This is a genomic window from Peptoniphilus rachelemmaiella, from assembly GCF_943169845.1.
In the GTDB taxonomy this organism is placed as follows: Bacteria; Bacillota; Clostridia; order Tissierellales; family Peptoniphilaceae; genus Aedoeadaptatus; species Aedoeadaptatus rachelemmaiella.
In genome coordinates this window covers 40,200-55,104 of the sequence record NZ_CALPBW010000004.1, presented here as the reverse complement: position 1 = coordinate 55,104, position 14,905 = coordinate 40,200, and the positions used below count along the sequence as shown (strand labels likewise).

At 51.5% G+C, this 14,905-nt stretch carries 18 protein-coding genes; 1 reads left to right on the top strand and 17 read right to left on the bottom strand.

The window, feature by feature from the left end; translation table 11 throughout:
- Positions 1 to 2: 2 nt before the first annotated feature.
- Positions 3 to 1,061, bottom strand: coding sequence for a s-methyl-5-thioribose-1-phosphate isomerase (locus KO087_RS02495; protein WP_215507388.1), 1,059 nt, complete (start codon positions 1,059 to 1,061; stop codon positions 3 to 5).
- A 59-nt stretch (positions 1,062 to 1,120) separates the two neighbouring features.
- Between KO087_RS02495 and KO087_RS02490 the strand changes: the two genes are divergently transcribed.
- Positions 1,121 to 1,846 (top strand): MTAP family purine nucleoside phosphorylase, encoded by a 726-nt coding sequence (locus tag KO087_RS02490; protein WP_215507386.1) that lies wholly within the window; start codon positions 1,121 to 1,123, stop codon positions 1,844 to 1,846.
- A 67-nt stretch (positions 1,847 to 1,913) separates the two neighbouring features.
- Here KO087_RS02490 and pyrR read toward each other — a convergent pair whose 3' ends face one another.
- From pyrR to KO087_RS02410, 16 genes are all read right to left on the bottom strand, one after another.
- Positions 1,914 to 2,426, bottom strand: coding sequence for a bifunctional pyr operon transcriptional regulator/uracil phosphoribosyltransferase PyrR (gene pyrR / locus KO087_RS02485; protein WP_215507384.1), 513 nt, complete (start codon positions 2,424 to 2,426; stop codon positions 1,914 to 1,916).
- Complete coding sequence (locus KO087_RS02480; protein ID WP_215507382.1) at positions 2,411 to 3,313, bottom strand: RluA family pseudouridine synthase; 903 nt, start codon at positions 3,311 to 3,313, stop codon at positions 2,411 to 2,413. Before KO087_RS02480 ends, pyrR begins: the two co-directional genes overlap by 16 nt.
- Positions 3,303 to 3,767, bottom strand: a complete 465-nt coding sequence (gene lspA, locus KO087_RS02475) for a signal peptidase II (protein ID WP_215507380.1) — start codon at positions 3,765 to 3,767, stop codon at positions 3,303 to 3,305. The genes KO087_RS02480 and lspA overlap by 11 nt, the downstream gene beginning before the upstream one ends.
- Positions 3,768 to 3,774: 7 nt before the next feature.
- Positions 3,775 to 4,485, bottom strand: coding sequence for a YlmH family RNA-binding protein (locus KO087_RS02470; protein ID WP_215507378.1), 711 nt, complete (start codon positions 4,483 to 4,485; stop codon positions 3,775 to 3,777).
- A 59-nt stretch (positions 4,486 to 4,544) separates the two neighbouring features.
- A complete protein-coding gene (locus KO087_RS02465) occupies positions 4,545 to 5,015 on the bottom strand; it encodes a cell division protein SepF (protein ID WP_215507376.1) in 471 nt (156 codons plus the stop codon).
- 10 nt (positions 5,016 to 5,025) lie between these two features.
- Entirely contained in the window at positions 5,026 to 5,715 is a 690-nt protein-coding gene (locus KO087_RS02460) for a YggS family pyridoxal phosphate-dependent enzyme (protein WP_215507374.1), read from the bottom strand.
- Between the two features lie 15 nt (positions 5,716 to 5,730).
- Complete coding sequence (locus KO087_RS02455; protein WP_215507372.1) at positions 5,731 to 7,023, bottom strand: biotin/lipoyl attachment domain-containing protein; 1,293 nt, start codon at positions 7,021 to 7,023, stop codon at positions 5,731 to 5,733.
- Positions 7,020 to 8,024: an NAD(P)H-dependent glycerol-3-phosphate dehydrogenase gene (locus KO087_RS02450; RefSeq protein WP_215507370.1), complete on the bottom strand. Its 1,005-nt coding sequence runs from the start codon at positions 8,022 to 8,024 to the stop codon at positions 7,020 to 7,022. The genes KO087_RS02455 and KO087_RS02450 overlap by 4 nt, the downstream gene beginning before the upstream one ends.
- Positions 8,025 to 8,028: 4 nt before the next feature.
- Complete coding sequence (gene plsY / locus KO087_RS02445) at positions 8,029 to 8,613, bottom strand: glycerol-3-phosphate 1-O-acyltransferase PlsY (protein WP_215507368.1); 585 nt, start codon at positions 8,611 to 8,613, stop codon at positions 8,029 to 8,031.
- Positions 8,610 to 9,917 carry a ribosome biogenesis GTPase Der gene (gene der / locus KO087_RS02440; protein ID WP_215507366.1) on the bottom strand — a complete coding sequence of 436 codons (1,308 nt, stop codon included), beginning with the start codon at positions 9,915 to 9,917 and terminating at the stop codon, positions 8,610 to 8,612. The genes plsY and der overlap by 4 nt, the downstream gene beginning before the upstream one ends.
- The gene (locus KO087_RS02435) at positions 9,910 to 11,253 is read right to left on the bottom strand and encodes a DUF512 domain-containing protein (RefSeq protein ID WP_215507364.1); all 1,344 of its coding nucleotides are present in this window, start codon (positions 11,251 to 11,253) and stop codon (positions 9,910 to 9,912) included. Before KO087_RS02435 ends, der begins: the two co-directional genes overlap by 8 nt.
- Positions 11,254 to 11,304: 51 nt before the next feature.
- Positions 11,305 to 12,537, bottom strand: a complete 1,233-nt coding sequence (gene glyA / locus KO087_RS02430) for a serine hydroxymethyltransferase (RefSeq protein ID WP_215507362.1) — start codon at positions 12,535 to 12,537, stop codon at positions 11,305 to 11,307.
- Positions 12,538 to 12,557: 20 nt separating this feature from the next.
- On the bottom strand, positions 12,558 to 13,136 hold the full coding sequence (locus tag KO087_RS02425; protein ID WP_215507360.1) for a DUF6648 family protein: 579 nt from the start codon (positions 13,134 to 13,136) through the stop codon (positions 12,558 to 12,560).
- A 95-nt stretch (positions 13,137 to 13,231) separates the two neighbouring features.
- Positions 13,232 to 13,657: a hypothetical protein gene (locus KO087_RS02420; RefSeq protein ID WP_215507359.1), complete on the bottom strand. Its 426-nt coding sequence runs from the start codon at positions 13,655 to 13,657 to the stop codon at positions 13,232 to 13,234.
- Between the two features lie 16 nt (positions 13,658 to 13,673).
- Complete coding sequence (gene mnmL, locus KO087_RS02415) at positions 13,674 to 14,636, bottom strand: tRNA modification radical SAM protein MnmL/YtqA (RefSeq protein ID WP_215507357.1); 963 nt, start codon at positions 14,634 to 14,636, stop codon at positions 13,674 to 13,676.
- Positions 14,596 to 14,904 (bottom strand): DUF1292 domain-containing protein, encoded by a 309-nt coding sequence (locus KO087_RS02410; RefSeq protein ID WP_215507355.1) that lies wholly within the window; start codon positions 14,902 to 14,904, stop codon positions 14,596 to 14,598. Before KO087_RS02410 ends, mnmL begins: the two co-directional genes overlap by 41 nt.
- Between the last annotated feature and the right edge of the window lies 1 nt (position 14,905).

The window sequence follows — 14,905 nt, the reverse complement described above, 5'->3', positions numbered from 1 at the left end:
AATCATACAGCGAAATAGAAATCGCCCGCTCCTTTTTTCTTTTCGTATTTCTTTAATTGATCCGCTTTAAAAATGCCTAAATCCGTCACCACGCCGAAGACTAAATTCGGCGGCGTCACGTCGAAGGCCGGGTAATAGCCCTTTACCCCTTCCACCGTGTGCTTGATGCCGTGGGCGCTTAAGCTCTCCTCGGGATCCCGCATTTCGATGGTCAAATCCTTTGCACTTTGAATGTCCATGTCGGGAATTCCCGTGGCGTAATAGGGAACGCCGAAGTACGCCGAGACGATGGCGATTTGGTGGGTGCCCACTTTGTTTACGATGCTGCCATCCATGCAAATGGAATCCGCCGCCGAGGTAAATAAGCTGATGCCGTGATTTTCAATGTATGCCGCCACCATGTTGTCTGTAATCACCGTGGTGTCCATGCCCATTTGAGACAAGACCGAAGCGGTAAAACGGGCGCCCTGTAAAAAAGGGCGGGTCTCCGGGCAAACAAAGGAAATATCTTTTCCGCTCGCTATAATTTCCCGCGCCAGCATGCCGATAATGGTTTCGCCGAAACACTGGGTCATGACCGTGCCCTCATCGGGCAGAAGGTCCATAAAATGCTTCGCCACCCGATGGATGGTGGCGTAGCGCTTTTCCATGGAATGAAGGGCGTGATCCCGCAGAATTAAATCCAAATCCTCGTCGTCTAAATGATCCTTCGCCACAGAAAGGGCGCCCTTCGTTACCTGGGCCATGCGCATGGCCGTGGTGGGGCGGCCGCTGGCCAGTACAACCGCCGCCTCTTCCAAATAGCGAAGCCGCGCCGCTCCCTTTAAGTGGCGGGATTCGTGTGCCGCAAGGGCCATGCCCATGGCCGCCGCCGTGTAAGGGCCCGCCGATTGCGTCACCATGTTTTTCAAGGCGTCGCGCACCTCGACGTGGGTCTTGCAACGCACGTATTCCACTCGCACCGGGTAAATACGTCGGTCTAAAATCGATACGACGCCGTCTTTATAATAAGCCACGTGCTCCGCCTGAAGCATGTAAGCTAAATCTCCGTCAAATTCCATACAGACCTCACTTTCCATGTATAATAGTACCATATTCAGGAAAGAGAAACGAGGTTATCATGCATTACGGAATCATCGGCGGCACCGGCTTCGAAGCGCCCTTCGCTGCCGCCAAAGAAGAAATTTTTTCCACACCCTACGGCGATGCCAAACTGATTTATCCCGAAAACAAGCCCTATGTTTTCGTCTCGCGCCACGGCACGGATCACACCATCCCCCCGCACAAAGTGCCTTATCGGGCAAACATCTGGGCCCTGAAAGAAATCGGCGTTACGGAAGTGTACGGCATCAGCGCCGTGGGCAGTTTAAAAAAAGAATACGGCCCCGATTCCATCGTCTTGTGCGACGACTTTTTAGATTTTACGAAGACACGGCCCCACACCTTTTACGACGGCGACCACCATGTAGCCAAGCACATCGCCATGGACGCGCCCTACGACTCGGAATTAAACGACGCCTTTGAGGCGGCCTACGGCGAAAAGCTTCCCCGCGGCATCTACGTGGCCACGGAAGGCCCCCGCTTTGAATCCCGTGCGGAAATAAAATTCTACGCCTCCATCGGCGGCGATGTGGTGGGCATGACCAATGTGCCGGAAGTGGTTCTCGCGAGAGAACTGGGCCTGCACTACGCCAATATTTGCCACGTTATCAACTACTGCACCGGCGTGGAAGACACCATGGTGATTTCAAAATCCGAAGCGGTGCGGAACAACATCCTCCACGCCGTGGACACCGTCTTTACTTCCGAGCGCAGGCCGCGAGAGGCGCGCATCGATCTCTTATAATGCTACACGAATAATGGTACACGAAAAAACCGACGGCCGATCCCTTCGATCACGCCGCCGGTTATTTTTATCCCGCCACGTAGACGGCATCTTCGCCGTCGTATTCTTTAAAGTGTACGATGATTTTTTCCGACTGAGCCGTGGGCACATTCTTGCCGATAAAATCGCCGCGAATAGGCAGTTCTCTGTGCCCCCGATCCACGAGGCCCACCAGCTCCACGAGCTTCGGTCGGTCTTTTACCATCAATGCATCCATTGCGGCGCGCACCGTGCGGCCGGTGTAGAGCACATCGTCTACCAAGACCACCCGCTTGCCGTCGATTTTCCCCATAAATTCCATGGGCATAAAGGCTTCGTCCCGTCGATCGTCTCTGAAAAAGCCGGGATCCAGGGTGTACACCGGCACATGAACGCCTTCGATTTCTTTCATCTTTTCTTGAAGGCGACGGGCGAAAAATTCGCCTCGCGTCACGATGCCGATGAGAACCACGTCGTCCAGCCCTTTGTTTCGCTCGATAATTTCATTGGCGATACGCGCCGTGGCCCGCTTCATGGCCAATTCATCTAAAATCTTGTGCATCGGTCCCCTTTCTCCTTTCGAATGTAGGCGAGCATGCGCTCGGGAAGTTTCGACGTCACGGCCACAACATCACCCGTAATGGGGTGGGTGAAGGCCAGATGGTAGCTGTGAAGCAGGAGCTGTTTCTCCTTGTCGTTCTTCGCCCCGTAAAGGGGATCGCCTAAAAGCGCGTGGCCAATTGATGCCATGTGTACGCGAATTTGATGGGTGCGACCTGTGTGAAGGGCCACGCGAAGCAAGGTGGAATCCCGAAAAGCGAGAACAGGCGCGTATTCCGTCAAGGCTTCTTTGGAGGGATACACCCCCGCCGCCATGCGGATGCGATTTTTCGGATCCCGCCCGATGGGCGAATCGATGATGCCCGCTTCCCGAATGTCGCCGCGGCAAATGGCGTAGTAAATTTTCTCGACCCGACGGTTCTGAAAGGCATCCACCAATCCGTCGTAGGCGGCGTCGGTTTTTGCCACCACCATGACGCCGGAAGTATCCTTGTCCAATCGATGAACGATGCCCGGGCGAAGGGGATCGCTTCCCTTTGCCAGGTGATCGAAGCGATGCATCAGCCCGTGGACCAGGGTCGCTTCTTCTCTGCCCGCCCCGGGATGGACCACGAGGCCGTAGGGCTTGTCGATGCAGGCCAGATGCTCGTCTTCGTAAAGCACCTTAAATGCCACATCCTTCGCCTCCAGCACATAGGGGGCTTCCTCTTCGTAGGCGATTTCATCGCTCCCTTGAAGCTTATAGCCCGCCTTCACCTTCTGCCCGTTTACCGTGACGCGGCCCTCGTCTACGGCCCGCTTCACTTGGGAGCGGCTCATTTCGAGTTTTTCGGCGAGAAATTGATCCAGGCGACCGCCGTCATCTACCCCTGTGAATTTATGAATCATGGCTGTCCTTTTCGTCTCCTAAAAAGACGTGGATCATAAGCAAAATCGTGCCCACGACGATAAAGGAATCGGCGAGATTAAAGACGGCAAAGTCGTGGCCGAAGAAGCGGAAGGACAAAAAGTCCACGACGAAGTGGAGGCGCAATCGGTCGATGAAATTGCCGACGGCCCCCGCCAGAATTAAGACCAGTGCCACGCGCAAAAGCCCCCTCACCTCGTCGCGCTTTCTGTAAATGCCGTAAAGCAAAAAGCCGATGACCGCAACGGTAATCACGATAAAAAGGGGCCGGCCTTCCTGTAAAATACCGAAGGCTGCGCCGCGATTTTCAACATAGAGCAGGCGAAAAAAGCCCGGGATGATCGCCACTTCGCCGCCGCCTGCCAAATGGCGGACGACTGCGAATTTGGACAACTGATCCAAAGCGATGAGTATAAGAATAATTAATGTTACCATAGCGCTCCTATCTGCTGTTTAAGGTACCGTACTGAAAGCGCACTTTGTCCTTCTTCGTTCGGTAAAGGGGCTCGAAAATTTTGATGCGGCCAAATCCCCGCACGGAAATCATATCCCCGGGGACAATCATGTCGTGGGTCTTCTCAGCCCGCTTAAAGTTTACTTTCACCAAGCCCTTGGCCACGAGCCCCTTCACTTCGTCGCGGGGCTTGTGGGTCACCGCCCGCACCACGGCGTCCAGGCGCATGGAGGACACCACCGCCGCGGCCTCGTTCCAATCCTCTTCAATTTCCGGCACGGAGAGGGCGGGAATTTCTTTGAGGCGAATGGGTGTCGCACCCACTTTTCTGAAGTTCACGGCGATGAAATTCGCGATCTCTTTTTTCACGAAAACATAGGCGCCGTCGTCGGTGGCGGCGATGTCGCCGATTTTATCCCGCTCGATGCCCATGCCCAAGAGGGAGCCTAAAATTTGCCGGTGATCGAAGGGGCCGCCTTCTAAATAAAAGGCCGAGAGAAAGCTATCTTCCGTGTCGAAGGGTTTATAGACCGGAATTTTTCGCTCCCAATTGCCCGCCGGTTCGAAAGACAATTCCACTTCCGGAAAGTGGGGCGTCCAGGAAGCCACCAATTGCTGTTCGTAGGGATCTAAAAAATCACCGGCTGTGGCCCTGTAATTTCTCGAACTGATTTCAGGCAGATCGAGTACATGGCGCAACCGAGTGATTTTTTCAGGCTCTCTTATGTGGCGAAGGAGTTCATCCTTCCGAAGGCTCTTTACCAAGGAAAGATGCCCGAGTTTTGTAATTCTTCTTTAAGCCCGTCGATGGCAATATTCGCCGGCGCAAGAATAAAGATGTCTTTGTTCACCTTTTGGATCTTGCCTTCGATGGCATAAAGGGCGCCGTTGACGAAGTCGAAAATTTCACGCTTCACGTCTAAATCCAATTGTTCGAAGTTTAAGACGACGGCTTTGTTTTCCTTTAAGTCATCGACAATCTTCGGCGATTCGTCGTAGCTTAAGGGTTCGTGAACCGTAATGACCATAGCGGCTTTCGTTTGAATGCTTAATACATTGCCGCTGTCTTTTCTGCGAGGGGCCACGGGTTTTTGCGAATGGGTCGTTGTGATGGGTTCAACTTCCGTGGTTTGAAATTTTTCGTCTTCTTGAAAATCGTATTCGTCGTCGTATTCGTAATCGTCACCGAAACCGAACGCCCTTTTTAACTTATTACCAAAATCTGCCATAATTTCCTCCTTAATAGTGCCTTGCACCGAAAATGCGACTGCCTACGCGTACCATATTTGCGCCTTCTTCAATGGCGATATGAAAGTCTTGACTCATGCCCATGGACAAGTGCGTCATGTCCACGCCCTCGTAATGGCGTCCGGCGATGTCCTCTTTCAAGGCCACCATTTTCCGAAACAGCTGCCTCAAATAAGCCTCGTCATCTACATTGGGCGCCACGGTCATTAAGCCGTCAACTTTCAAGTGGGAGTAATCGACGATGGATTCCAAAAAGGGCAGCACCTGATCGTAGGCCAAGCCGCCTTTTGACGCTTCGTCGCCGATATTTACTTCCAATAGACAATGGACGATATGATCCGTTTCGCATCCCCGCTTTTGAATTTCTTTCGCCAAGGACGGTCTGTCCAGTGAATGGATCAAAACCACATCATTGTAGATATATTTTACCTTATTTGACTGCAAGTTTCCAATCATATGATAACGAACCTTCGGTCCCAGGGCCTCAATTTTTTTTGTCAGCTCCTGCACCTTGTTTTCGCCGATATCCGTGACGCCGTATTTCAAGGCTTCTTCGATTTTATCCACGCCGTGGGTTTTCGTCACGGCGATTAATTGCACCGGTTCCCCGGTTAAGCTGTGGCGTCTTGCCTCTTCAATTTCTTCGCGCACCCGCTTGAGTTCGTCGCCTATGCTTGACATAAACACCTCCTGTGATTAATACACAATCTTATCCCGCCGCACTTTCTTCGGCTCAACAACCACCTGATCCGTCGGCCGCAAGGTGGACACGTCCTTGCCTTTCTTATTTTTGATCATGGCCTTGTCGTCGCCCATGCTGATGTAGGCGTCTTTTTCACGAACGGACAACACATCCACGGGCACAAAGGTGACAAATCGGCGCACGGCATCGACGTAGACGCCGCTTTCGCCGTGTTTTCCCGTAACAATGGCTGTCTTTGGAATCTTCAGCGCCCGAGATTCGTTTTTAATTATGGTGGTCTTTTGCTTCCGCGGCCGATAAACCTCCTGTAGTTTATCTTGCAGACTCAAGATCACCACCGGCTCGCTCTCGTCGCCGACAATGGATTCCACCCGAGCTTCGGTCATCACCTTTCCGATTCGCACCGTCACTGTTTTTCCCATTTCATCTTTCACCAAACGGGCATCGGCAATGGGCAGAGCGATTTTATAGGCCGTGTCGCAAATGGTGCGGAAAAAGGCCTGGCCTTCTTTTACTCGATTCTTCCCCCGGGTCAGGGACTCGGTGCTCACGCCTTTTAGGTAGGCGCGGGTAAATGTATCCTCGTCCTTTTCCAATGAAAGGGCTTTTTTAAAGTCGTCAAAGGTGTAGCTTACGATGCCGGATTCCGGTGCCACGTAATCGGCACTGGTGGAGGCGATGCGCTTGGTGAGACGGTCTTTTTTCTCCTCCAGCTCCGGAATGGAAAGCTTTAAAAGTTCGTTGAGCTCCGACACATTCACCGTGTGTTTCGTGCTTAAATCCAAGGTGTTAATGGATGAAATAAGCTTTTCGTAATCCTCGTCGCGAATAAAGCGCTGGATGTTTCGAATGACATTTTCATCTTCTTCATTCATTCTGTCCTTGGATTTTTCCGATGTTCGATCATTTTTAAAGTCGATGGCCGCCTGAATTCGAATGAGCTGGTCCTTCACCTTTGAATTGTCGTTCATGACATTAATGTCCGCCACGCGAAAGCCCTTGGGCACTTTTTTCCCCTCTCGCACATTATAAACGGCGGTGCCGCCTGCCTTGGTAAAAATCGTCTCTTCATTGAGAAGCAAGTAGCCCTCGCCCCGCACCACGTCGCGAAAGCATACCTGCACGGGCTGCTTCGTTTTAGGCGCAGAAACCAGGCGGTCGTACAGGGAGTAGACGCCGCCTGAAATAATCAACAGCAAAAGTAGTACGAGAAGCAGTCGCCTGCGTTTTTTTCTGTGATTTTGCCGTCGTCGAATTTTTTTTCGAACAGTCGAACTTTGTCTCATAATAAAAATATTTTCTCGTTTTCGTGTTTATTGGGCCGCTGCATCAGATCCAACACGGCCTGTCTCGGATCGGCCTCGCGGTACAAGACATCGTAGAGCTTTTCTGTAATGGGCATTTCGATGCCAAGCTCCCGAGACAGCTCGTAGCAGGCCTTGGTGGTCTTATACCCTTCCACCACCATGCCTACTTCCTCGATGGCAGCATCCGCCGCCTTGCCCTTGCCGATGAGGTTGCCGAAGCGCCAGTTGCGGCTGTGCACACTGGTGCAGGTGACGATTAAATCGCCGATGCCGGAAAGGCCTTGGAAGGTAATTGGCTTTGCGCCGAGGGCGATGCCCAGGCGCTGAATTTCAGTTAAGCCTCGGGTCATTAAGGCGGCTTTGGCATTGTCGCCATAGCCCAGGCCGTCGGATAGACCGGCGCCGAGGGCGATAATATTTTTTAACGCGCCGCCGATTTCCACGCCGATCATATCATCTTGTACGTAGACTCGGAAGCTGTCGTAAGTAAATAAATCTTGCGCCCAAAGGGCATCTTTTTCGTCTTCGGCACACACCAGCACCGTAGTCGGCATAAGCTTCGCCACTTCTTCCGCATGGGAGGGGCCGGATAAGACGATGTAGGGCGAATCGGGCAGGATCTCTTTGGCCACTTGAGAAAGGCGCAAATGGCTTCCTTGCTCCAGCCCTTTGGCGAGATTGATGACGGGGGCCTTCGATCCCTCGCGGGCCACGGCTTCCATGGTGGTGCGCACAGCACCGGTGGGCACGGCCAAGACGATGCCGTCTGCCCCTTCAATGGCCTCCTTTACAGACAGGTGCACCTGAATCGTCGGATCAAAGGCAAAGTCCTCCAAGTAACCGGGATTGTCTCCCACCGATTGAATCCGCGCATACTGCTTTTCATTGCGGGTGTACATGTGCACCTCGTGGCCGATGCGGGCCAAGAGATTGGCAATGGCACTTCCCCAACTGCCACAACCTAATATTCCGATCTTCACCGAATCAACCTCCGATTCTGTTTTCTCTGCCTTCTTTCAAGCGAATCAAATTGTCTTTATGACGAATAAACCCCAAGAGCCACACGGCGAGGATCGCCCAGCGATTGTAGCCGACGCCTCCGTATTTGACGAGCATGGCCCCGCAACTAATGGTAAGAAAGGTCAATGATCCGACGCTGACGTATTTCGTGATCTTCGCTGCGATGACGCCGGCTATGGCCGCTACGCCTCCCGATAGGGGCTCAAGGGTCGTCCACGAACCGAAGGATGTGGCGATGCCTTTGCCGCCGCGAAAACCTAAGTAAAAGGGAAAGTCGTGGCCCAAAACGACGAAGAGGGCGGCGAAGAGCCGAATGGATTCGTCCAACATGGGCGCGAGAAAGGCCATGGCCACCACGCCTTTTAATACGTCGATGGCAAAGGTAGTATAGCCCAGTTTCTTTCCCATGACGCGCACGGCATTGGTGGTGCCGGCGTTGCCGCTGCCCTCGTCGCGAATGTCTTTGTGGAAAAAGAGGCGGCTCAGGAAATAGGCGCCGGAGACGGAGCCTACGATATAACAGGCCATCAGCACGAGAAATGTATTCATCGATTCCTCAGCTCCAAAATAATGGGCACGCCGTCGAAGCGATAGGCCGCGCGAATTTGATTTTCCAAATAACGCAAATAGGTGAAGTGGAAAAGCTCCTTGTCATTGACGGAGAGGACGATTTTCGGCGGTCTGGCCGAGACTTGGCTCGCATAGTAAAGCTTCCCGCGCTTGCCCTTGTCCGAAGGCGGCTGATTCATTAAGACCGCTCGGTTCATAATGTCGTTTAAGACCCCGGTTTGAATCCTGAGGGAGTAATTGTTGTTGACCACGTGGATCATGTTCAATAATTTTTCCACGCGAGAACCTGTAAGTGCCGAGATGAAAATCATGGGTGCGTAGTTTAAAAAGGGCAGCTCCATGCGAATGGCTTCTTCGTATTGCTTCATGGTGCGGGTTTCTTTTTCGATGGCATCCCACTTGTTTACGGCGATAATCATGGCCTTGTTGTTGTCGTGGGCATAGCCTGCGATCTTCGAATCCTGTTCGCTGATCCCTTCCGTGGCGTCGATTAAAAGCACGCACACATCGGCCAACTCGATGCTTCTTAAAGTACGCACCACGGAGTAGCGTTCCACTTTTTCGTTGATTTTTTTCCGCTTTCGAAGGCCCGCCGTGTCAATAAGCACATAGTCCGTATCTTCGTATTCGAAGAAGGAGTGGATGGAATCCCGCGTCGTGCCGGGAATATTGGTGACGATGGAGCGCTCTTCCCCTAAAATTCGGTTGACCAAAGAGGATTTCCCCGCATTGGGTTTTCCGATAAAGGCCACTTTGATTTCGTCGCGGAAGTCATCCTCCTCCACTTTGGGAAAGGACGCCACCGTGGCATCCAGCAAATCGCCGATGCCGCGGGATTGCTCGGCGCTAATGGAATAGGGCTCGCCTAAGCCCAATTCGTAGAAATCGTAGCGATGGTCTTCCGATTCCTTGGCATCCATTTTATTGACGACGAGAAGGGCTTCCTTGCCGCTTCTTCGAATATAAGATGCCACCTCGCGGTCCACGGTGGTCAGGCCTTCTTTGCCGTCGACGACAAATAAAATGATCTCTGCATTTTCAACGGCCACTTCCGCCTGGGCCATGATTTCAGGCATAAAGGCTTCGTTGCTGGAGGGATCCAACCCGCCCGTATCGATTAAAGTAAATTCATGATCGAGCCAAGTGGCCTTGGCATAGATTCTGTCTCGCGTCACGCCCGGTGTATCCTCGGTAATGGATATTTTCGAGCGCGTCAGCACATTAAATAAGGTACTCTTCCCCACATTGGGGCGACCTAATATACAGACGACCGGTCTATTCAACAGGACGCACCTCCAAACATTTTTCTAAAAATTCCGCACCATTGTTGCTTACGGTAATAATCTTCGCGCCTAATATCTCTTCCAAAGCATCCACCGTGACATCGTCCAATGTAATGGCGTGATCGCTTCGAAACATTGACATTGGTAACATTATAGCATCGTGGATTTTACCTTTCAATTGACGGACCACATCCTCCGCCGTCAAGAGCCCCGCCACTTTCACCGTCTCGCCGAAAAAGTCGTTTTTGATCGTAACCACGTCGCATTGAATGCCGGGGAATTTTTCGTGAATCATGGCGGCCAAGGCCTCAAAGAGAGGCGCCGCATATTCTCCCGTAGCTAAGGTGATTTTCGAGCGGTATTGCCCTTCCGCCCGATCCAGCGCCTCCTTAAATTCTTCGTAGAAGGAGCGCATAAGGCCCACGCCGTTTTCGTACTGCGGGTAGCCGTCGTAAAAATCCGCCTCGGGAAGATCTTTTTCCGCGATAAGGTAAAATTCATCGGATGCGTAGACCCAGTGGCGGCCGCATTTTTTACGCATATCTTTTCCGAAGGCCTCGGCGATGGCGATGACATCTTTCGCCTCTTCTTTCGTGTAAGGAGAAAGCTTCGGCAAATGGTCGCGATACTTTGACAGTCCCACAGGCACCATGGCCACGGAGGCCACTTGGGGCATGAGCGAGGCCAAGTCCCGAAGGGTGCGCTTCAACTCCTCCCCGTCGTTTACGCCGGGAAGCAACACGATCTGCGCGTTCATGACGATGCCCGCATGGGCCAAACGTTTCATGTCCTCCATGATCTTGCCCGCCGAGGGATTTTTTAACAACTCCACCCTTAGGGCGGGATTGGTGGTGTGCACCGACACATTAATGGGGCTTAGGCCGTAGGCGATCATGCGGTCGAAATCTTCTTTTTTTATATTGGTCAGGGTAATGTAATTGCCCTGAAGAAAAGAAAGGCGTGAATCGTCGTCTTTAATGTATAAGCTGTCGCGCATATTCGGCGGCATTTGATCGATAAAGCAAAAGAGGCAACGATTGGAACAGGTCTTTTGGGTGTCCAAAAGCGGGGTGACGAAATTCAGGCCGATGGGCTCCTCCACATCTTTTTCAATGTCGTAGAGGATCAGCTCGCCGTCTTTCTTTTCGATGGTGAGGGTAATGTATTCGTTGGCCGATTCGTAGCGGTAGTCGATCACATCCCGCACCTCGTTATCGTTAATGGCGATGAGGCGGTCGCCGGCTTCGATTTCCAGCTCTTCGCCGATGGACCCGGGATCGACAGAGCGAATGGTATTTAATGCTTTATGAACGATGTCGATTTCATAAGGGTTCATGGCGCCTCCTGTTGCCGTAATAGAAAAGGACTCTTTCGAGTCCTTCCCGCTTTATTTGTACAGAGGAAATTTTTCGCAAAAAATCCGCACGCGGTCTTTTGCTTCGTCTTCCGCAATGTCTTTTTTCAAAAGATCCACCATGATTTGTGCCACATAGGCTGCGTCTTCTTCTTTCGCACCTAAGGTGGTCATGGCCGGGGTGCCGATGCGAATGCCGCTGGTCACCATGGGCGTTTCGGGATCGTAGGGGATCATGTTTTTGTTGACGGCGAGGCCGCTGTCGTTTAACAGTTTTTCCGCCTCTTTACCCGTCATCTTCAGGGAACGAAGATCTAAGAGCAGTAGGTGATTGTCCGTACCGCCGGAGACCAAATCCACGCCTTGATCCAAGAACACTCTTTCCATGGCCTTGGCATTGTCGATGATTTGTTTGCAGTACACTTTGAAATCCGGTTGGGCCGCTTCGTAGAAGGACACGGCCTTTGCCGCAATGACGTGTTCCAAGGGGCCGCCTTGCAGTCCGGGGAACACGGCCTTGTCAATGGTTTTGTGCAATGCTTCCGTGCAGAGAATGGCGCCGCCTCTGGGCCCCCGCAGGGTCTTATGGGTGGTGGTAGTCACCACATCGGCATAGGGCACGGGGTTTTCGTGATAGCCCGTGGCCACAAGGCCGGCGATGTGGGCCATGTCTACCATAAAGTAGGCACCGCTCGCCTTCACCACATCACTCATGCGCTTAAAATCGATTTTTCTCGGATAGGCCGATGCGCCGCCGATGACCAGCTTCGGTTTGTATTTCTTAACCGCCGCTTCGAAGGCTTCGTAATCGATTCGACCCGTCTTTTCATCGACGCCGTAGTCCACGATGTCGAAGTATTTTCCCGAAATATTCACCGGGCTGCCGTGAGACAAGTGGCCGCCCTGACTTAAATTCATGCCCAGAATCCGATCGCCCGGCTTTAACAAGCCCAAGTACACGGCCATATTGGCATTGGCACCGCTGTGGGGCTGAACATTGGCGTGATCGGCGCCGTAAAGGGCTTTAAAGCGATCGATGGCCAATTGTTCCACTTCGTCTACCACTTCGCAGCCGCCGTAATAGCGGGCGCCGGGCAGACCTTCTGCGTATTTATTGGTGAGGGGCGATCCCATGGCTTCCATAACGGCGCGAGAGACAAAGTTTTCCGAAGCGATAAGCTCGATGTGGCTCCGTTGTCGCTCGGTTTCTTTTTGTACCAGCGCATAAATCGCGGGATCCGTCTGTTTTAAATGCTTGTAATCCAATCTTTGCCCCTTTCTCAGTTTTAATACCTGTCGTTAATGTAGGTGTCGATTTTGGAACGCTTTTTTTCTTCCATAAAGACACCGTGATCGACCAAGGCTTGATATACCCGTTCAGAGGTGGAATGCAAAATATACTCCGGATACTCGATAAAGACAATCTCAAAGAGACGGCCTTGCAATTTCTTGCCGTTGCAATGGACGAAGTAACCGTAGATATTTTTATAATCGACAAAATCAAGGATCTCCAAGATCGTGTCGTCTTTTTTTCCGTAATACTTTTCAGCCATAGAAAGGGAGCGGCAATAGGCTCGATTGCCTTTTTGCATCCGCTTCACACGCCTGGCTTCCATGCGATAGCTTTTGGCCAGAGCGTTGTAGTATTGGTAATTAAAGATCCCTTTTTCCAATCGATCGATGAGAAAAAAGGGGCGCACATTGCTGTTGTGCATATCCTTTAAATTCGTCTGCAAAAATTCCTTTTTGTTTAAGTCGCCCCGCTCATAGGCGCGAATCAAGGCGCTTCGCCTTTCCATGAAGTGCTCAAACCATTTGTCGCAAATCGGCTCCATGGTTATCGGGTCGTCATCATAAGAATGCATTGATCAGTACCGGCAACACCATTGCTAAGCATAAGATCACGGCCACGATTCGAATAAATGTCTTGTTCGATTTCATTCCAATCCCCTGTCAGTTATTAGCCTTCCAAAGAAACTTCTTGTGCGTATTGTTTTAATTCTTCCGGGAAGTCTGCTTCCACGTAGTTTACATTAATGTAAATTTGACGATTTTCCATGCCTAAAGATTCCAGGCGATCGGCCAAATCTTTTAAGTCGTCAATGGAAAGATCCATGACCTTGTACATGCCGTCGACATACACTTTTTCCAAGTCGTAGTCCATGGCGAACATGCCGCTTAAGAAGCCGTAGAATTCATCTAAATTGGTGAGATTGTATTCCGTGGCATTGATTAAACGTACATTGTAGTCCAAGCTGAAAATGTGATCGTCGTCAACTTCGACAAATGCGATATTGCCGTTGCCGCCTTCGTGGTCTTCATTGGCATGATCGATTAACCATTTCGTTTTGCCTGCGCCTTTTGCTCCTAAGATATAACGAATCATTGTCATCATCCTTTCTCTATTTCCTATATAAATGACCTTGCGGTCGGTTTTCCTCAATCATTCGCCGCACGATTTCGTCGCGAATGTAGTACCAGCTTCTGTTCCAATTAGCGAACAAGACATCCTCTTCCGGGGCACGTCCCAAGAGGCGGCCAATCACCGTCTCAGGCGGCAGATGTTCCAGAAATAAGATGACCCGCTCCATAAATTCTTCCATGGGAAGGGGCACGAAGGTGCCGGCCTCATACATATCGGCGAGCTTGGTGTGCTTCGCCACGTAAAGATTGTGAATCTTCACTTCATCGGCGCCAACGCGGGCCAAAAGTTCGGCACCTCGAAGCACATCCTCTCGGCTGTCCCAAGGCAGATCCAAAATCATGTGAACCGTAAGCCTCAGGCCCTTGCCCTTGATTCGATGCGCTGCATCAATAAATTCGCGGGTGCCGTGGCCGCGATTAATCACTTTCAATGTCTTTTCGTTGGCCGATTGCAGGCCCAATTCAAAAGTGATCGCCTTGCCCGGAAAAATTTCCTTCGCCGCCGACAAATACGCATCGTCCACACAGTCGGGCCGCGTAGAGATGGAGACGCCGACGATGTCTTCTTCCGCCACCGCCTCTAAATTTTCTTTAAATTGCGCCAGGGGAAGGTAGGTGCCTGTAAAATTTTGAAAATACGGGATAAAGCCTTGGGCCTTGTAGCGGGCTTTCATGCGCGCTTTGTTTTTTTGAAATTGTTCCCGTACGCTACCTTGTATCCATTCGAAGCTTCCCCCTTCTTCGCCGCAAAAAATGCAGCCGCCCACCCCGGCGGTGCCGTCTCGATTTGGACAGCTGCCTTTAAGATGGATGGGCACCTTGTACACTTTCATGCCGAAGGTGTCTTTTGCGTAATCGCTGAAACTTCGATAGGGTCGTGTTTCCGTAATGGTAAACTCCTTAGTCTTCCTCGTCTTCTGCGTAAAGACGTTCGAATTCATCGGCGACGTGGTTGAAATAGTCTTCATCTTCGATGAAGATCAGTTCCAATTCACCGTCTTCCAATTCGGCGTATTCATAAATCAGAACGGAGGCGTCTTCGTCCACTTCATCGCCCTTCAGGGGCAATAAAGCGATGTAGTCTTTTTCCTCGTAGGGGAAAATGCCGATAACGGCACAGTCCAATTCGCTGTCGTCATCGAGGGTCAACGTAATGACGTCCATTTCCTCGTGTTCATGTTCGTGATCGTGATCGTGTTCGTGGCTCATA